The organism is Bacillus sp. FSL W8-0519 (genome assembly GCF_038005585.1).
GTDB classification, from domain to species: domain Bacteria; phylum Bacillota; class Bacilli; order Bacillales; family Bacillaceae_G; genus Bacillus_A; species Bacillus_A paranthracis.
Genome location: NZ_JBBOTL010000001.1, coordinates 3,553,659 through 3,571,228, shown reverse-complemented (window position 1 = coordinate 3,571,228; position 17,570 = coordinate 3,553,659). Strand labels below are relative to the sequence as shown.

General features: G+C 32.6%; 18 protein-coding genes and 1 pseudogene. 12 read left to right on the top strand and 7 right to left on the bottom strand.

Translation table 11 applies throughout. The features are described from left to right. The 3 genes from NST14_RS18665 (at position 1) to NST14_RS18655 (ending at position 2,144) form a co-directional block, all read left to right on the top strand. Positions 1–672, top strand: coding sequence for an LrgB family protein (locus NST14_RS18665; RefSeq protein ID WP_000242954.1), 672 nt, complete (start codon positions 1–3; stop codon positions 670–672). Between the two features lie 21 nt (positions 673–693). Next, positions 694–1,119, top strand: coding sequence for a YfmQ family protein (locus NST14_RS18660; protein ID WP_000214638.1), 426 nt, complete (start codon positions 694–696; stop codon positions 1,117–1,119). 164 nt (positions 1,120–1,283) lie between these two features. Continuing rightward, positions 1,284–2,144 (top strand): PhzF family phenazine biosynthesis protein, encoded by an 861-nt coding sequence (locus tag NST14_RS18655; protein ID WP_000704342.1) that lies wholly within the window; start codon positions 1,284–1,286, stop codon positions 2,142–2,144. Between the two features lie 26 nt (positions 2,145–2,170). Here the strand turns inward: NST14_RS18655 and NST14_RS18650 are convergent, their stop codons facing one another. Both NST14_RS18650 and NST14_RS18645 read right to left on the bottom strand, forming a co-directional pair. After that, complete coding sequence (locus tag NST14_RS18650; RefSeq protein ID WP_048519762.1) at positions 2,171–2,641, bottom strand: CBO0543 family protein; 471 nt, start codon at positions 2,639–2,641, stop codon at positions 2,171–2,173. Next, a complete protein-coding gene (locus NST14_RS18645) occupies positions 2,547–3,725 on the bottom strand; it encodes a DUF2515 domain-containing protein (protein WP_000286278.1) in 1,179 nt (392 codons plus the stop codon). The genes NST14_RS18650 and NST14_RS18645 overlap by 95 nt, the downstream gene beginning before the upstream one ends. Before the next feature lie 292 nt (positions 3,726–4,017). On the opposite strand from NST14_RS18645, the gene NST14_RS18640 reads away from it, so the two are divergent. Genes NST14_RS18640 through NST14_RS18625 form a run of 4 tightly spaced genes read left to right on the top strand, consistent with a single transcriptional unit; the run spans position 4,018 to position 7,372 of the window. Further along, positions 4,018–5,004, top strand: a complete 987-nt coding sequence (locus NST14_RS18640) for a UDP-N-acetylglucosamine 4,6-dehydratase family protein (RefSeq protein ID WP_000932605.1) — start codon at positions 4,018–4,020, stop codon at positions 5,002–5,004. Continuing rightward, entirely contained in the window at positions 5,001–5,912 is a 912-nt protein-coding gene (locus NST14_RS18635; protein WP_000739104.1) for an NAD-dependent epimerase/dehydratase family protein, read from the top strand. The genes NST14_RS18640 and NST14_RS18635 overlap by 4 nt, the downstream gene beginning before the upstream one ends. A gap of 25 nt (positions 5,913–5,937) precedes the next feature. Then, on the top strand, positions 5,938–6,258 hold the full coding sequence (locus tag NST14_RS18630; RefSeq protein WP_001014789.1) for a DUF6572 domain-containing protein: 321 nt from the start codon (positions 5,938–5,940) through the stop codon (positions 6,256–6,258). 49 nt (positions 6,259–6,307) lie between these two features. After that, positions 6,308–7,372, top strand: a complete 1,065-nt coding sequence (locus NST14_RS18625) for an undecaprenyldiphospho-muramoylpentapeptide beta-N-acetylglucosaminyltransferase (protein ID WP_001035068.1) — start codon at positions 6,308–6,310, stop codon at positions 7,370–7,372. 98 nt (positions 7,373–7,470) lie between these two features. Here NST14_RS18625 and NST14_RS18620 read toward each other — a convergent pair whose 3' ends face one another. Beyond that, positions 7,471–10,191, bottom strand: coding sequence for a putative bifunctional diguanylate cyclase/phosphodiesterase (locus NST14_RS18620; protein ID WP_229142882.1), 2,721 nt, complete (start codon positions 10,189–10,191; stop codon positions 7,471–7,473). Positions 10,192–10,618: 427 nt separating this feature from the next. Here NST14_RS18620 and NST14_RS18615 point away from each other — a divergent pair, with 427 nt between their 5' ends. The 4 genes and pseudogenes from NST14_RS18615 to NST14_RS18600 all read left to right on the top strand — a co-directional run bounded on the left by NST14_RS18615 (position 10,619) and on the right by NST14_RS18600 (position 13,274). Next, a complete protein-coding gene (locus tag NST14_RS18615) occupies positions 10,619–11,008 on the top strand; it encodes a VOC family protein (protein WP_229142881.1) in 390 nt (129 codons plus the stop codon). A 218-nt stretch (positions 11,009–11,226) separates the two neighbouring features. Further along, positions 11,227–12,026, top strand: a pseudogene (locus NST14_RS18610) (alpha/beta fold hydrolase). A 30-nt stretch (positions 12,027–12,056) separates the two neighbouring features. Beyond that, entirely contained in the window at positions 12,057–12,632 is a 576-nt protein-coding gene (locus tag NST14_RS18605) for a histidine phosphatase family protein (protein ID WP_001099569.1), read from the top strand. A 324-nt stretch (positions 12,633–12,956) separates the two neighbouring features. After that, positions 12,957–13,274 carry a hypothetical protein gene (locus NST14_RS18600; protein WP_000809488.1) on the top strand — a complete coding sequence of 106 codons (318 nt, stop codon included), beginning with the start codon at positions 12,957–12,959 and terminating at the stop codon, positions 13,272–13,274. A 91-nt stretch (positions 13,275–13,365) separates the two neighbouring features. Here the strand turns inward: NST14_RS18600 and NST14_RS18595 are convergent, their stop codons facing one another. Further along, positions 13,366–14,004 carry a YczE/YyaS/YitT family protein gene (locus NST14_RS18595; protein WP_001241263.1) on the bottom strand — a complete coding sequence of 213 codons (639 nt, stop codon included), beginning with the start codon at positions 14,002–14,004 and terminating at the stop codon, positions 13,366–13,368. A 195-nt stretch (positions 14,005–14,199) separates the two neighbouring features. Here NST14_RS18595 and pepT point away from each other — a divergent pair, with 195 nt between their 5' ends. Then, a complete protein-coding gene (gene pepT, locus NST14_RS18590; RefSeq protein ID WP_000806990.1) occupies positions 14,200–15,432 on the top strand; it encodes a peptidase T in 1,233 nt (410 codons plus the stop codon). A gap of 36 nt (positions 15,433–15,468) precedes the next feature. Here the strand turns inward: pepT and alkA are convergent, their stop codons facing one another. The 3 genes from alkA to adaA are packed head-to-tail and all read right to left on the bottom strand — an operon-like array spanning position 15,469 to position 17,484. Next, positions 15,469–16,380 (bottom strand): DNA-3-methyladenine glycosidase II, encoded by a 912-nt coding sequence (gene alkA / locus NST14_RS18585; protein WP_171484537.1) that lies wholly within the window; start codon positions 16,378–16,380, stop codon positions 15,469–15,471. Further along, on the bottom strand, positions 16,377–16,907 hold the full coding sequence (locus NST14_RS18580; RefSeq protein ID WP_101218917.1) for a methylated-DNA--[protein]-cysteine S-methyltransferase: 531 nt from the start codon (positions 16,905–16,907) through the stop codon (positions 16,377–16,379). The genes alkA and NST14_RS18580 overlap by 4 nt, the downstream gene beginning before the upstream one ends. Then, positions 16,888–17,484, bottom strand: coding sequence for a bifunctional transcriptional activator/DNA repair enzyme AdaA (gene adaA, locus NST14_RS18575; RefSeq protein WP_095842709.1), 597 nt, complete (start codon positions 17,482–17,484; stop codon positions 16,888–16,890). Before adaA ends, NST14_RS18580 begins: the two co-directional genes overlap by 20 nt. Between the last annotated feature and the right edge of the window lie 86 nt (positions 17,485–17,570).

The window sequence follows — 17,570 nt, the reverse complement described above, 5'->3', positions numbered from 1 at the left end:
ATGGTCTTAATTATTATTACAGTAGTAATTTATTTATTGGCGACAAAGTTATATAAAAAATTTACGTTTCCATTCACGTTACCGGTGTTAACAGTTACTACAATTATGATTTGTTTATTTTTGATTTTTGGTATTTCTCATCATGAGTATAGGGGAAATGGGGGAGACATTCTTTCAAGCTTATTGAGTCCTGCAATCGTAGCGTTAGCGATACCACTATTTAAAGAGCGAAAGATACTGATGAAAAACTTTTTATCGATACTAATCGGCGTAGTGACAGGTATACTGGCTTTAACGACTATGAATGTAGTGATTGGTGGAATGTTACATATAGATAAGGAACTTATACTAACCACCCTACCACAATTAGCAACGATGCCTATTGCTATTTCAATAGCGGAGCAAATTGGTGGCATTCCATCTATGACTGCTAGTTTTGTAGTTGTTGCGGGAATAACAGGTGCTATGATTGGACCAACAGTACTTAAGTTGTTCCGTATAACAAGTACGATTGGAAAAGGCGTGGGAATGGGCTGCGCATCACATATTATCGGGGTAAGTCGTCTCGTGAAGGAAGGCGAGAGAGAAGCGACAATCGGTTCGGTGACGATGATTGTTACGGGAATACTTATTAGTATATTCATACCGTTTGGAACGAAATTTATATTTTGACATGTAATGGAGATGATGAAAATGACAACATGGTTTATAGTTACATTATTTGTTTTTGGAGCTATTAAAGTATTAGTTTCTAGTATGCCGACTTCTGTTGTAGAATCAATTATTAGTAAATTTGAATTGCATCAAAAACTTGAGGAAGAGAATACCTCTATATCGATAGATGGAAAAAATATAGAGGGAGAAACGAAACTACAAGTTATTCATGAATTTAATGAGGCTTTATTTTTAGATAAGCATTATTTTCCGCCGCACGGGGAAGGAACACCAATCGTGATTAAAACGAAGAAAGGGAATAAAGAGATTAGCTTTTCTTTATATAGCCATGAAGAACATATTGATGTAATAAAGCAATATAAAAAGAAAATTGTTGCCTATCGTTTACGTTCAAAAAGTCTTCAAACTCTTGCACCATTAGTAATAACCGAAGAGTATGCTTAAGAAGAGATCTATAAGGATTTTTCAGACTGTAGACAAACTATTTTTTAAGAGTGCAGATGCTAAAAATAGTTTGTCTCTTACTTTATAGTGAATTTATCCAATGAGATATATACGTAGTGTTTTCTATGCTACAATTTACTATAAGTGAGGAAGGAAGGTGTCTTATGAAAATATCCGTTTATGTTGCAAGTGCATTTAGCAAGGATCATAAAGGCGGAAATAAAGCAGGAGTGGTATTTACTGAGAATAATACATTGACCACAACTCAAAAAATGGCAATAGCTAAACAACTGGGCTATGCGGAAACCGCATTTATATCAGAATCTGAAATTGCTGATTATAAATTTGAGTATTTTACACCAAAAGAAGAAGTTGATTTATGTGGTCACGCGACAATTGGCTCTTTCGTGATACTGATGCATTTAAATAAACTTTGCCAGAATCGCTATACGATTGAAACGAACAGCGGTGTTCTTACTATTACCATAAAAGATGACATCATATTTATGGAACAAAACAAACCGATATTCTATGATGTTGTATCTCCAAACGAGTTCATCGACTGTTTTGACATGAAAGCTATAGACGATAAATATCCAATTCAAATTGTCTCCACAGGCTTAAAAGATATTTTAATTCCTATAAAAAGCGAAACACGATTACATACACTGCAACCTAATTTTGAAAAAATTAAAGAAATTAGCAAGTATTATAATGTTGTCGGAATGCATCTATATACTTTTAATGACAATCGAATTATATGCAGAAATTTTGCTCCACTATACGACATCAATGAAGAAGCAGCGACTGGAACTTCAAACGGTGCATTAGCTTGCTACCTTTATGAACAGCACAACTTGCAAAAAGAAGTCTATGTATTTGAACAAGGTTATTCTTTACACTCGCCTTCTGAAATATTAGTTAAATTAGCAACCAATAGCAACAATAAAGTAGAAAAAGTTTATGTTGGCGGCAAAGGCTATTACTGTGAAACTAAGTATTTAAATGTAGAAAATATTGATTGAAAATAAAGAGATCTATAAGGATCTCTTTATTTTTGTATGAAATAATATACTTTCCAAATAAAAGAAAAGAAAATCATATAGCCAAATAAAGAATATGTATGATTCCAATCTAAGCTATGAATAAAGAAACTGAATCTTTCAGCAATCTGTTCAAAAATGCTAGCACAAATACCGATTGAAATAATAAAAAGAATTCTAGAAACTGTAGATAATCTTTTTGAAATTTGTATAAAAATCGTTGTTAAAATCGGTAGTACAAAGAGAGTAAAGCCGATGTTAACTGAAAATATGGAGGGAAAGGGTCTAACCGGAAAGGAATATAATTGTTTTGCAACAAAAAATGCATCTAAGTAAGTTCCGATAATAGAAGAGAGTAAGATTGTAATGACTAATGCGAAAAGGTTATTCGTCTTCTCGAAGGAGAACATTTTTCTTTGCAAGAATGGCAAGTTCAATTTTTTCGAGTGTTTTACAGTAGTCTTCTGTAATTTGTCCATTTATATTTTCCTCCTTATCAACTAAGTAATTTACGACTTGCCAGTCCGTAAACCAATCTTCACTGTCAACTTCTTCATGCTCTATATCTCGCCATGCGTAGATGAGTGCAGGACTGTATATACGATAAGCGCCATTACGCAACTGGCATTTCTTTATTCGGCGTTTATAAAACTCACGAGAAAAAGATTCATTCACACTTGAAAATAAATGAGGCCAGTAATCTTTCCTTGAGCCTGTATGAGGATGGTGTTGGGCCCAGCTTATTACTTGAGATAAAACATGTGTATCCCGAAATAATAATGAATACAACCTTTTTCCAATTAAGATCCGTTCGTGTAAGGAAGTGAAATGTTTCATTGTATCACCAAATAGTAATACGTTTTGTTTCTTATCATTTGCGTAGAATGGGAACAGGATATGATTAAACTGAAAGAAATCAAATAGTTTAAATCCAATACTATTTAGTACAGTCTTTTTAAAGTGTACATTTTGAATCACTCTTTTTTCTAAGTAGTTTTGTTCATTAATAATAGTTGCAATTGCTAATGTTTTTTTGTTACCTGTTTTCCAAAAATCGTTCCACATCGTTTCCATAAATGTAGAAACATTTAGGTGAGGGAGAAGGTGAAATAGCTTTTGTGCTCTTTTTACACTTTGTTCATAAAGCAGAAATTGAGGATAGACATCTTGAAAAATAAGCCAATTTCCTCTTTCTAAAAAAGAAAAAAATGTGATTTGCTCTTTCTCTGATAAAATTTTCGTATATAAATCTCCCCTTAAATCAGTCATATTCCAACCGCCGTTACGTGATACCATATGCCCAAGTAGTGCCCAATGTATTTCCGGATATTGAACGTAAAATTGGTAGTATGCACGTGTTCTTGTGACATTATTTTTATTTAGCTGTTCTGTCTGCATTTTTATGTTGTTGATGATGATTTGCTCTTCCTTCGTTAATTTATACATCGTGCCAGAATGAGTGAGTTTACTTTTTTGTTTCAATTCATTTTTCACATCAAATAGGGAGAGAGGCAGTGCCTTGGAAGGTCCGTTATATGTATGATTTGAATTGCTTCGGTACATTCCGTTACCTCCCTTTTTCATAAATTTAAAAATGACTATTGGCTATGAATCATTCTATTTATTTTATTACGAGTATAAGAAATAAATGAGCGCTGTTTATTACAAGGAATTTATCATACAAACAGTATAAAAAATCTTACTGTTGTGAGGTGAAATGAAAAACAGAAACTATTTTTAATAGTTTCTGTTTTTTTATTTTGTCAATTAAATGTAACAAACGACGATTATGATTTGAATCAATTGAAAATAATTCAATAAATGTTAATTGAAATGCTTGGTAGGAGGAAAAGGAATGCTAAATAAAATAATTTTAATCACTGGTGGCACAGGTTCGTGGGGACATGAGCTTATAAAGCAACTATTAGAAAAATCACCGAAAGAAATTAGGGTTTTTTCAAGAAATGAAACGGTTCAGTTTGAAATGCAGCAACAGTTTATAAATGATGATAGATTAAAATTTATTATTGGAGATATTCGTGACAAGGATCAATTAGTTTATGCATGCCAAGGTGTACATTATGTATTCCATCTTGCAGCTTTAAAACATGTTCCAGTATGTGAGTATTATCCTTATGAAGCTATAAAAACTAATATACATGGTACGCAAAATGTAATCGAAGCATCTTTACAGATGCAAGTTGAGAAAGTTATATATGTTTCAACGGATAAAGCAGCCGATCCATCAAATACGTATGGGATGACAAAAGCAATTGGTGAAAAGTTAATGGTTCATGCGAATGTACAAACGAAGAAAACAAAATTTATTTGTGTTCGTGGTGGAAATGTTTTAGGGACGAGTGGAAGTGTGGTACCGCTTTTTAAAAAACAAATTAAAAAATCTTCACAAGTAGGGATTACCGATGCGAATATGACTAGATTTTTCTTATCAATTGAAGATGCTGTTGGATTGTTATTTAAAGCCGTATATCAAGGCAGAGGCGGAGAGATCTTTGTTATGAAAATGCCGGCATGTAAAATAACAGATTTAGCAGAAGTGTTAATTGAAGATTCGAAAAAAGAAAATGTGAAGTTAAAAGAGGTAGGGATTAGGCCGGGTGAAAAATTAAGTGAAATGCTTTTATCTGAGGTAGAGAGTAAAACGAGTATAAGTTTTGATCAAAATTATTTTGTGGTACTACCTACTATTCCTATAGAAGGGCTTCAAGAATATTATGCTAGTTTTCCGCTTGTGGATGTGAAGAGTTTTAGTTCACAACAAGACTTACTTGCAAAACATGAAGTGAAACAAATGCTATTAAAAGGAGGATTTTTACGATGAAAAAAAATGCGAGCCTTTTAATAACTGGTGCAAATGGTTTTACAGGACGCCATGCTTGCCAATATTTTTTAGAACAGGGCTTTCATGTAATTCCTATGTTTCAAAATCGTACACATAGAGAAAAAAATGAAAATGGTATTACTTGTAATTTAACGAATAAGAGCGAAGTAATGAAGGTAATGAAACAAATAAAGCCAGATTATGTATTACATTTAGCCGGTAGGAATTCAGTCATAGAGTCTTGGACAGCTGCTCTTGAATATGTAGAAATTAATGCAATAGGGACGTTATATTTATTAGAAGCAATTAAGCAAGAAGCCTCGCATTGTAGAACATTAGTTATAGGATCTGCTTTGCAAGCAGATAGTATAAACGAAATAAAAATTTCAAATCCATATAGTTTAAGTAAAACGATGCAAGTCATTATTGCAGAGGCTTGGGGCGAATTAATGGGTTCAAATATTATCATTGCAAAGCCCTCAAACTTAATTGGTCCAGGAGTATCAAATGGTATTTGTTCGATTCTCGCAAAAAAAATGATAGATATAGAATCAGGTAGAAGTAAAGCCATTATTGAAGTAAACAGTTTGAAAGATAGTAGGGATTTTCTAGATGTACGTGATGCGGTTAAAGCGTATCATGTGTTATTACGAGATGGAATAAATGGAAAACAGTATAATATCGGATCAGGAGTGAAACGATCTTTATTAGAGGTACTAGAACAATATAAAGAATTAACTCAGCTGAATTTTTTCATAGAGGAAACAGAAAAAAGTGGCAGTGATTCAAATGATAGTTTAGTAATAGAGGAAATAAAAAGGTTAGGTTGGATCCCAGAAATTCAATTCCATCAATCATTAAAAGATGTACTTGAGTATGCGAAGTGTAGTGACATCTGCATGCAATGAAAAACAAAAAGGGTGTAAGAAATATATGAATGGCTATGAAACAATAAATAATCAAAATACACTATTTCTTTTAATTGTTGATACGCTGGACTGGAAGAATGAAGAAGAGCATGCTTTGCGTATCTATGAGGCGATAAATAAATGTCGAGCCTATGTGGAAGGGAAAAAGGGTGATCGGAAAAATCCAGTAATAGATGCAGGAACTAGGCCTGTAATCCGAGTTTTTGCTCAGTATGAATGTAGTGAGTATGGAAATGATTTTTATGACCTCATGAAAGATTTTTTGCAAGATATAGGATTTGAGTTAAAGGTTTATATAAATAATGCTAAGGTTACTTACATGTAATAGATTAGTATAAAATAAGATTTTTTAATCATAAAGGTGGATATAAATTATGAATAAAAAGATTCTCTTTACTGGGGGCGGTACAGCGGGACACGTAATGATTAATATAGTATTGATTCCTAAATTTATGGAAAAAGGATGGGGAGTTGAGTATATTGGATCTCAAAATGGAATTGAAAAACTATTAGTTCAAAATGTTAAATACAATATTGTTTCAACAGGGAAGCTTAGGAGATATTGGGATTTGGAGAACTTTAAAGATCCTTTTAAAATAATAAAAGGTTGCATTCAAAGCTATAAATTAATGAAACGAATAAAACCAGATGTTATTTTTTCGGCAGGAGGATTTGTTTCTGTTCCTGTAGTAATAGGAGCATGGATGAATAAAGTACCCGTAATAATACGTGAACCAGATAGTACGTTAGGATTAGCAAATAAAATAGCATTACCTTTTACTACAAAACTATGTACAACATTTCCTCAGACAGGAGAAAATGTAAGTAATGAGAAGAAGGTTTATGTAGGACCAGTTGTAAGGGAAGAAATTGAGAGAGGCAACGTATTGCGGGGAAGAAGCTATTGTAAATTTAAGCAAGATAAACCGGTATTGTTAATTATGGGTGGGAGTCAAGGCGCTCAATGGATAAATGATATGGTAAGAAAAAGTTTGGAAACATTGTTATTAAATTTTAATATTGTTCATATGTGCGGTAAAGGGAAGGTAGATTCATCTGTTGGCATGGAAGGTTATATGCAATTCGAATATATAGGGGAAGAATTGCCGCACATACTAAATATGGCGAGTGTTGTAGTTTCCAGAGCGGGTTCTACTGCTATTTCTGAATTGTTATTTTTGAAGAAACCGATGTTGCTTATCCCGTTAACTAACAGTTCCAGTAGGGGAGATCAAGTTTTAAATGCTGAATATTTTTCTCGGCAAGGATATGCGGAAGTTATACTCCAAGACAGAGTAAGTACGAATACATTTATACATGCAGTAAATAAGTTGTATACAAATAAGGAGAGATATATTCAAAACATGAATGGATATAAGAAAACTAATAATGAGGGGATTCATCAATTAATAGATATAATAAATGAAGTAGTGAAGTAATAGAAATGTAAATAAAAAACAAAAGGAAAGAAGATCTCTTCTTTCCTTTTTGCTATAGTTGTTCAAATTCATTATTACTTATAACAATTAGCCATGTACTATGGGTGAATCCCGATTTCTAATAGTTCAGTAAATGCATGCGTATGGATAGGTTTACTATAATAGTACCCTTGAATAAACTGACATTTATTTTTTTGAAGGAAACTCACATGTTCTTTCGTTTCTACACCTTCCGCGATAACTGACATTCCTAATGTATTTGCTAATGTGATGATTGTTTTAATAATTTCCATTCCATCGTCACATGTTTCAGACATTGTAATAAATTCTCGTGGGATTTTTAACGTATCGATTGGATATAAAGGTAAGTAAGCTAGCGAAGAATAGCCTGTACCAAAGTCATCGATTGAAATATGAATCCCTAAACTTTTTAGTGTACGTAGTTTTATTAATGTTTCTCGCTCATCCATCATTGCAATTCGCTCTGTTAATTCAAGATCGAGAGAACTTGCTGGTAAACCAGTATTTGTTAATGTAGCAGAAATAGACTTTACAAAATCTTCTTGTTCAAATTCTTTAGCAGATAAATTTACACCTATTTTCAAATGTGAATATCCGCTTGTGTGCCAACGTTTCATTTGTTCACAAGCTTGTTGTAGTGTCCATTTTCCTATTGGAATGATTTGTAGCGTTTCTTCTGCAATGGGAATAAACTCGTATGGAGAAATAACACCTAATTCAGGATGATTCCACCTAATTAAAGCTTCAGCACCGATAATTTTGTTAGATTTGCTATCAACTTGAGGTTGATATAAAAGGAACAATTCTTCATTTTGAATTGCATTTGGTAAATCTTTTTCTAATCGTAATCGTCTTTCAATTTTTTTTGCAATTACGTCATCATAAATAGAGACAGAATTAAGTTCTTTTGCTTTCGCATCATACATTGCAACATTAGCGTTTTTCAGAAGTGTAGCGGTATCGATTCCAGAATGTGGATAAATAGCGATGCCGATACTTATTGATAGAGTTAATGTATGTTCATATATGACAAACGATTTTTCCATGCATTTAAATAACTGGTTGCATAACTGGAATAAGGAATCTTCGTCAGTATAGTTTTCAATTAAGATTGTAAATTCATCGCCACCGATTCTTGATAGATGAGTATGTGATGGAAGACAGGATTGGAATCGCTTCGCTACTTCTTCTAATATGTAGTCTCCTGCCGAATGTCCAAGTGTATCGTTAACTGCTTTAAAGCGATCTAAGTCCAAATATAATAATGCAAACTCGCTTTCTGTCGTTTTAGCATTTTTTATAATTCTTTTTAATTTCTTATGAAAAAAGGCACGGTTCCCAATTTTCGTTACAGTATCATGGAATGCTAAATATTTTATTTCTTCTTGCTGTTTTTTTAGCGCAGTAATATCTTTCATCATAATATAGCTTCCTGAAATTTGCCCGTCTATCATAATAGGGACGATGGTAACGTATAAAGAATAAGTAAATCCATCTTTATATTGAGAACTAAGTTGTAAGGATGCTGATTCTTGTTGTTTCATTTTTTCTAATGCAGATGCTAGTTTATATTTGTCTTCATCTAAAATAATCGAAAAACAAGTTTCACCAAGTAACTCATCCGTTGGTGCACCGAGTAGTATACTTCCAGCTTTATTTACATTTAAGAATACGCCATTTAAATCAATTGTAAAAATAGGGTCAGGATGATATTCATATAATGATTTGAATTTTTGTTGCTTTTGAGATAGAGCCTCTGATTTATGAACTAAATCTGAAGTTCGTAATCTAACTTTTTCTTCCAATTGGGCATTGAATACTTGGAAACGTTTGGTTAGAGAATTGTTTTGCATACGTACAATAGAATGACGAATGAGTACGAAAATAAAAGCAATACAATTTCCCGTAATGAGAATGGAAGATGCTGTTTGTTCTTTTAACGTAAACCCGATTAGTATTGCAACAGCAAGATAAGGAAATATAACTAAAGCTTTCTTTCCTATTATAGGGTTAACAATGAAATAATTTTTATGGCTATTATGATCTTCTGAAATAGATCCAGCTATTGCAATAAGTAATATAGGTATTCTATATAAAAGACGTAATAATGTTATCGTTTCAGTTGATAAATGGTTATGTAAGTAAAAATAAATATAGTTAAAAGTTGCAGAACTTATTAATACAAAAATAAAGATATAAATTTTCCGTTTAGAATTAAAAATTGTTGGACGGAAAAAGAGACTAACACCTAGTAGAAGAAATAATAAATCTGCAATTGGATATAGAAATGAAAGGAAAACATCTCCTAGTGACAGAGAGAATATATTTAAATTTGGTTGATTAAATAAATACCACTCCAATGTGAATATGGAAGTAAGTACTATGCATATATCACAAATAAAGAACGCTTTTTCCCATTTATCGCATTCTTTTAGGATTTTATAGCAGAAAGCGATAAGACAGAAGAGTAGAAAAAGCATATAAAACACATCAGAAATAGTAAAGCGATGTATTGGAATTTTGAAGAAGCTCTCTTGATATGTATATACTATTTTTCCTAATAAAAAACTACCAATTGCTATCGTGATACATATCCAAAACGGATTTGAACTAACTTTTTTAGAATATATAGAATAAATGAGTGATACAAATGTAATGGCTTCAACAATAAGTGAAGCGAAGCGTACATCCGAATTTGAAAAATGAGTGGGGAACAGATAGAAAAACATAAAATAGATTGAATAACACATTAATGTTCCAATTAATATACATAGCTGTAAATTTTTATTTAATTTCAATAAAATCACCTTCTTTAATTATGCACTATATTCGTAATATCTATACATAATAATATTATTTAAGAATTGTATCAGATTTCCCTATAAAAATCATGTTTATAAGGAAGTTTTGAAAAGTGTAATTGCTCTAAAAAATGAAAAATATTGCATTTGATAGTATATACTGTATAAAGATTTTAAATAGAAATTGTATATTTAGTCATCTTTTGAATTGTAAAGGTTTTTTAGTGATTTGAAAGTAGAGATGCAAAATTGCATATAAAATGATAAAGGCTTTTTTGAATTTTAATTTTTGGCTAATAGAGGTTATTTTAAGTAAGACCTTTGTATGTATTTATTCTTATACTAATGAGTGATTTCAAAAATGTGTTACGTATGTACAATAATACGTAATCATGTATGAAATTTTTAGTATGGGAGGAAAATCATGAAAAATTTAGTGAAGTTTCGAATCGCACGTCCGACGGATAAGTTTGAAGAGGTTATAGCATTCTATGAAAAAGGATTAGGCTTAAAACGTATAGGTGAATTTTACGATCATGAAGGTTATGATGGGGGCATGTTTGGGCTCCCAGATGAAGAGTATCATTTAGAATTTACAAGACATATTGATGGGAGTCCTTGTCCAGCTCCGACAAAAGATAATTTACTTGTATTTTATATGAGTGAAGATAGTGAAATGAAGAAGGTGAGTAAAAGGCTGCATACATTGGGATACGATGAAGTGGAACCAGAAAATCCATATTGGAAAGATAAGGGGATAACGATAGAGGACCCAGATGGTTGGAGAATTGTGTTGATGAAAATAGAAGAATAAGGGGTAACAAAACTGATAAGAACAAGGTTTCAAATTGGATAGGGTAAAATAAATCAGCTTTCTTCTAGGAAATAAAAATAGAAGGAAGCTGATTTGTTTTTAGTCTGAAAATTTAAATTTGACAATCAATTGTAGGGGATGTAAATTGGGAACGTGTATTCTTATAAATTTGATAGTGTTGCCATTCAAAAGGAATGTATAAATAGGGAGGACTTTTTATGTTATTTCGAATTAAAGATGCAGAAATATACTATGAAATCGTTGGAGAAGGAAAACCAGTCATTATCATACACATAGGTTAATGATGAAATGTATGGAATCAGTATTTCAAAAATATGAAGGTTATAAGCGAATATATATTGATTTACCTGGAATGGGAAAGTCGAATGCTCCAGATTGGATAAATAGTTCAGATCATATATTAGAAGTATTAACTATATTTATTGAAGAAATCATTCCAAAGAAAGATTTTTTACTAGTAGGAGAGTCTTTCGGTGGATATTTAGCTAGAGGGATACTTTCAAAAATGTTTGAGAGAGTCAATGGATTATTATTAATATGTCCTGTGGTTGTTGCGATGCAAAAAGAAAGATGTTTACCGGATAAACAGATAATTGTACAAGATAAGGAGTTTTTAAATACGTTAACTTCTACCGAAAGAGAAGAATTTAGCGAGTTAGCAGTAGTAGCAAATGAATATACATATAAGCGATTTCAAGAGGAAATTAAGCCGGGGTTAGATGTTGCTAATTATGAGTTTATTGAAAGGTTGCAAAAAAATTACTCTCTTACTATAGATTTTCACCGTAAGAAATATGAGAAACCTGTTCTGTTATTAGCCGGAAGACAAGATATATCGGTAGGTTATCAAGATATTATAGAAATTATTGATGATTACCCAAGAGCGACATTAGCGGTGTTAGATATGGCAGGGCATAATTTGCAAATTGAACAGCCTGAATTATTTGAGAGTTTAGTAGGAGAATGGATTAGACGAACAAATCAGCAAAGTTTATAAAAAACGAATGAATATTTTCAAGGAGGAAGTATGAATACATATATTTATATGGTTAGGCATGGTGAATCACCAAAATTAGAAGGGAGTGAAAGAACACGGGGATTAACTGAAAAGGGAAGTTTAGACGCTCATAGAGTAACGGACATATTAAAAGCAGAGGCAATTGATACTTTTATTTCAAGTCCGTATAAAAGGGCTGTGTTAACGATAGAAAAAGCAGCCAATTTCTATGAAAAAGAAGTATTAATATATGAAAATCTCAAAGAGTGTATGTTTTTAAGTGAGGATCAGGTTATATCAGATAAAGAAGTGTATCCACTTGTAAAGAAGATGTTCTCTAATCCGGATTTTGCACGAACGGAAGGAGAGTCATATACGGATTGCCAGAGAAGAGTAGTGAAAGTATTAAGAGAAATCTTAATGGATTTTCAAGGACAAAAAATTGTAATTGGTACACATGGGCTTGTCATGACATTAATGATGAACTATTTTGATGAACAATATGATTTTGAATTTTTAATGAATACGTCAAAACCAGATATATATAAGATGGAATTTAATGAAGAACAATTAATGAATGTAGAGAGATTATGGAAAGCGGAATAAAGTTGGTTGTATGGATTTTGTTGTAAAAGTTACTTTTATAGCAAAATCTTTTTTATTTCAATAGAAAGCATTTTTATCAACTATTTTTAGAATGTTAAATCAATAAGTAATTATTCAGTTTCTGAATAATATAATTAAAAGTTGGTTTAAGTAAACAATTTTAAATGTGACAAAACTCCAAACGTTGGATTTATATTCAATAGGAGAAAAAGATGTAGAAGTTTGTCTTACTGTCCTCGTTTACTTTTTATTTCATTACATATAGGCTTTGTGGTGTAAGGGAGGACATCACCTTTACGCAAAATCTATAAGGAGGTCATTGTAATGAAACAAATTAAAAAGTTTGCGGGAGTTGCTTTAGCGGGGACGATTGGATTAAGTGGACTACTGTTTTTAGAACCAAGTATAAGCGCTGCGGAATCACAGCAAGTGAAAGAGGAGAATTTCAATGCAATTGATGTATCGATGAATCTAAATGAATTATATGTATTAAGTGGCAGAAGCATTGATATTCTTTCTGGAGATAAAGAAGCAATTCAGCTAAATAAATACACAATTCGTTTTAGTAAACCCGGGAAGTACGTTATTAGGGTAAATGGTTGTATTTATAACGATGTATATACTTTTATTGTGAATGGTTAGTATATCTTCTTAAATTATGGAATAAAAAAGAAACACCCTATTTGCGGTGAGAATCGTAAATAGGGTGAATTTATTTGTATTAAATTGTACTTTAAACATGTTCACTAATTTTCTTTTTGTTATGTAGAGTATGTAAAAGTGTTTGAAATACCTTAAATGATTGCTGAAAGATTGGACTTTGAATAAAGGTATACAGAAAAGTTACGATAAAAACAGGACCCCCTAGCATAAATCCAATAACTAGTACAATGCATTCTACAATGATTCGAGCACGGCTAATAGATAGACCTGTTTTGTCGGAAATAGTAAGCATGAATCCATCACGAGGTCCAGCACCAATTCCAGCCGCAACATACATACCTCCACCGATACCTGTAATGGCAATACCAGAAAATAAAATGAGTAAGTTTATCCATAAATAATCACTAGCGTTTGGAAGAATATTTGATTGTAAGAAAAAGTCCATAATGGGACCGATAAGTAGTGCATTTAAAAATGTTCCCACATTTATATATTTTCGATCTACTAGTAAAGAAATGAGAACGAGACATAACCCACATATGACACTCCACGTACCAATCGTCCATCCAAACCTTTGGTAGAGAGCCATATTTAAAACTTCCCAAGGATGTAAACCGAGAAATTTTACTTTGACTGCAAGAGCATTTCCAAGCCCAAAGAAGATTAACCCTAAGAAAAAAAGAAAATAGCGAAAGAGAGTTAGCCTCATTTTTAAAACCTCCCATATTGTATAATTATGTATATTACATGTAAGGGTTTTAATGTACGAATTTTACGACTTTTCAGCTGGTATTTAAAATAGCTAAAATACAAATGAAATATATGTATTCACAGTCAAAAAAGTTAAAATATTTCGTCTCAAGGATTATAATAGAGAAAGAAGTATAAAAGGGAGTGAATGAATTTGAAACAAGAACTTATTGAAAGATTTACGAGATATGTAAAGATTGATACGCAATCAAATGAAGACAGTCATACAGTGCCAACAACACCAGGACAAATTGAGTTTGGTAAGTTATTAGTTGAAGAGTTAAAAGAAATTGGGTTAACAGAAGTAACGATGGACGATAACGGATATGTAATGGCAACACTTCCGGCTAATACGGATAAGGATGTTCCTGTAATCGGCTTTTTAGCACATTTAGATACAGCAACAGACTTTACTGGAAAAAATGTAAAACCACAAATTCATGAAAACTTTGACGGGAACGCAATTACGTTAAATGAAGAGCTTAATGTTGTATTAACGCCAGAACAGTTCCCAGAATTACCGTCTTATAAAGGACATACGATTATTACAACGGACGGTACAACACTGTTAGGAGCAGATGATAAAGCTGGTCTTACAGAAATTATGGTTGCAATGAATTATTTAATACATAATCCGCAAATTAAACATGGGAAAATTAGAGTTGCGTTTACGCCGGATGAAGAAATTGGCCGCGGCCCAGCGCATTTTGATGTAGAAGCGTTTGGCGCTTCATTTGCTTATACGATGGATGGAGGTCCATTAGGTGGTTTAGAGTATGAAAGCTTTAATGCTGCAGGTGCTAAGTTAACGTTTAACGGAACGAATACACATCCTGGAACAGCGAAAAATAAAATGCGTAACGCAACTAAACTTGCTATGGAGTTTAATAGCTATTTACCAGTAGAAGAGGCACCAGAATATACAGAGGGGTATGAAGGATTCTATCATTTACTTTCTTTAAATGGTGATGTTGAGCAAAGTAAAGCGTATTATATTATTCGAGATTTTGATCGTGAAAATTTTGAAGCGCGTAAACATAACGTTGAAAATATTGTGAAGCAAATGCAAGAGAAGTATGGACAAGATGCAGTCGTTTTAGAAATGAATGATCAATACTATAACATGCTTGAAAAAATCGAACCAGTGAGAGAAATTGTTGATATTGCATATGAGGCAATGAAAAGTTTAAATATCGAACCAAATATTCATCCGATTCGTGGTGGAACAGATGGATCACAATTATCGTATATGGGATTACCGACCCCAAACATTTTCACAGGTGGTGAAAACTATCACGGTAAATTTGAGTATGTTTCGGTAGATGTTATGGAAAAAGCGGTTCAAGTTATTATAGAAATTGCAAGACGATTTGAAGAACAAGCTTAAAAAAAACCAAGTAGTGCAAACACGCTACTTGGTTTTTCAGTATAATACTCGCCACAAATAAAATATTGCGTAAGACTCCCAGTTGATCCAATTTGCCGCAAAATCTTTTATTTCCTTTTTAGTCGGTTTACTTTCGGAACCTGTTATATATTTAATTGCATTGTGCAAACCAACATCGTCAATTGGAAAAGCGGAAGGGAATCGTAAACAGCGCATTAAAACATAGTGGGCAGTCCACGGACCTACACCATGTATAGCAGTTAATTGTTTTTCAGCAATCTTTACATCTTGTGTTTGTAGTAAAGATTCTTTTGATAGTTTTCCTTCTGTAATAAGCTTTGCAATACCGATTAAATATTCACATTTTCTAGTCGTCATTTTTAAATTTTTGAGATCCTCTACGTGTAAATTGGCAATTGTTTCATGTGATGGGAATATCCAATGCTTTCTATCGTTCCATTCTACATAACTTCCAAATGTCTCGACTAATCTTCTTTTTAGTGTATAAGCATAAGTGAGGTTAATTTGCTGCCCGATAATTCCCCAGGAAAGTGCCTCAAATAAGTCTGGAATACCTAAAGTACGAAGGCCATAATATTGTTCAATTGGTCTTTGAAGGAGTACATCATGTTTAGCTAATGTATAAAAGGGAGCTAAATCAGTAGTTAAATCAAACCATTCAGTTACATAGTTAGCTACAGCATCGCGTATCGGTTTTGCAGAGATATAGGCTTCTCCTAAAAAACGTATTTGAATAGTATCATCCGCATTCATACTAATTTCAACTAAAGGATTTACATCGTGAACAGGGATAACTTTATAAATTTTGTTATCTTCAATGTGGAACATACATTCATTGTTAGAACGGGATAGATAGCGTAAATTTTCTTGAAAACTAAATTCTGTTGGAACTGTTAAAGTTAATGCGTTACTATATTCGGCTGTCATATGAATTCCACCTGTAATTTTTCTAATGCAAGCAATTCTTTCTTCATTTCTAATCCCCCTCTAAAACCAGTTAGTTTACCATTCTTTCCAATAACACGGTGGCAAGGAATCATAATGAGAATTGGGTTGGCAGCAATAGCAGACGCAACGGCACGTACCGCTGTAGGTTTTTGAATTCTATCTGCAATTTCTGTATAAGAATATGTTTTTCCATAAGGAATTTCACGTACCGTACTCCAAACAGATAATTGAAATGCAGTTCCGTAAGCAGCGATAGGGGATGTAAAGGTTGCTCTCTTGTTTTCTAAATACTCGATCATTTCTTTTGTATATACTTGTAAGTAATCTGGACTATGGATCAATATATGTTGAGGCAGTTTTTTTCTAGCCCATATATTTACTTCTTCAAAGGTTTCGTTTTGTGATCCAATGAAACATAGTCCAGTTTCAGTTGCAGCAATATGAAACTTCCAATTTGCATGTGTAAGTAGCGTCCAATATATATAATTATTTTTGTAAGAATTCATTATTGTATCCCTCTTTCATTTCATTCTTTTTTCGATATTCAGTAGGGGTAAATCCAGTTTTCTTTTTAAATAAAGTTGCGAAATATTCTGGGTTTTCTATCCCGACGGCAGTACTAATTTCTTTAATGGGTTGATTTGTGTGTAAAAGGTGTTCTGCTGCTTTAACAATTCTGAACTGCTGTATATATTCTATCGGACTTATTCCTGTCATTTTTTTGAAAGTGCGTTGTAAATGAAAGGGGCTACCATGGCACATTTCCGCAAGTATGTCTAGAGTTAATAATTCATCAAAGTGTTTTTCGATATACTCTTTAATTTGTTCTACCCACTCTTCATTAGGTAAAGTGAGCCCATTTGGTTTACAACGTTTGCACGGGCGAAAGTTTTCATTTAATGCTTGCTCTACATGATGAAAAATTCGTACATTGTTTTTATTCGGTATTCTTGATTTGCATGACGGTCGGCAAAAAACCCCGGTTGATTTCACGGCATAAAAGAATTTGCTATCATAGGAAGAATCATTATGAATAATTGCTTGCCAATGCTCATTTGTTAACGTAACTCTTTCATTGTGCAAAGAACATCACCTCTGAAATTAGTATAACCTGAATAAAGTGTGTATGTATGTATTCATAAATGTAAGAGCAAGATTACAAAGGTGAA

Coding starts and splice junctions, on each gene's coding strand:
- NST14_RS18665 (WP_000242954.1), top strand. CDS start 1: ATGGTCTTAATTATTATTACAGTAGTAATTTATTTATTGGCGACAAAG.
- NST14_RS18660 (WP_000214638.1), top strand. CDS start 694: ATGACAACATGGTTTATAGTTACATTATTTGTTTTTGGAGCTATTAAA.
- NST14_RS18655 (WP_000704342.1), top strand. CDS start 1,284: ATGAAAATATCCGTTTATGTTGCAAGTGCATTTAGCAAGGATCATAAA.
- NST14_RS18650 (WP_048519762.1), bottom strand. CDS start 2,641: ATGGACAAATTACAGAAGACTACTGTAAAACACTCGAAAAAATTGAAC.
- NST14_RS18645 (WP_000286278.1), bottom strand. CDS start 3,725: ATGTACCGAAGCAATTCAAATCATACATATAACGGACCTTCCAAGGCA.
- NST14_RS18640 (WP_000932605.1), top strand. CDS start 4,018: ATGCTAAATAAAATAATTTTAATCACTGGTGGCACAGGTTCGTGGGGA.
- NST14_RS18635 (WP_000739104.1), top strand. CDS start 5,001: ATGAAAAAAAATGCGAGCCTTTTAATAACTGGTGCAAATGGTTTTACA.
- NST14_RS18630 (WP_001014789.1), top strand. CDS start 5,938: ATGAATGGCTATGAAACAATAAATAATCAAAATACACTATTTCTTTTA.
- NST14_RS18625 (WP_001035068.1), top strand. CDS start 6,308: ATGAATAAAAAGATTCTCTTTACTGGGGGCGGTACAGCGGGACACGTA.
- NST14_RS18615 (WP_229142881.1), top strand. CDS start 10,619: ATGAAAAATTTAGTGAAGTTTCGAATCGCACGTCCGACGGATAAGTTT.
- NST14_RS18605 (WP_001099569.1), top strand. CDS start 12,057: ATGAATACATATATTTATATGGTTAGGCATGGTGAATCACCAAAATTA.
- NST14_RS18600 (WP_000809488.1), top strand. CDS start 12,957: ATGAAACAAATTAAAAAGTTTGCGGGAGTTGCTTTAGCGGGGACGATT.
- NST14_RS18595 (WP_001241263.1), bottom strand. CDS start 14,004: ATGAGGCTAACTCTCTTTCGCTATTTTCTTTTTTTCTTAGGGTTAATC.
- alkA (WP_171484537.1), bottom strand. CDS start 16,380: ATGACAGCCGAATATAGTAACGCATTAACTTTAACAGTTCCAACAGAA.
- NST14_RS18580 (WP_101218917.1), bottom strand. CDS start 16,907: ATGAATTCTTACAAAAATAATTATATATATTGGACGCTACTTACACAT.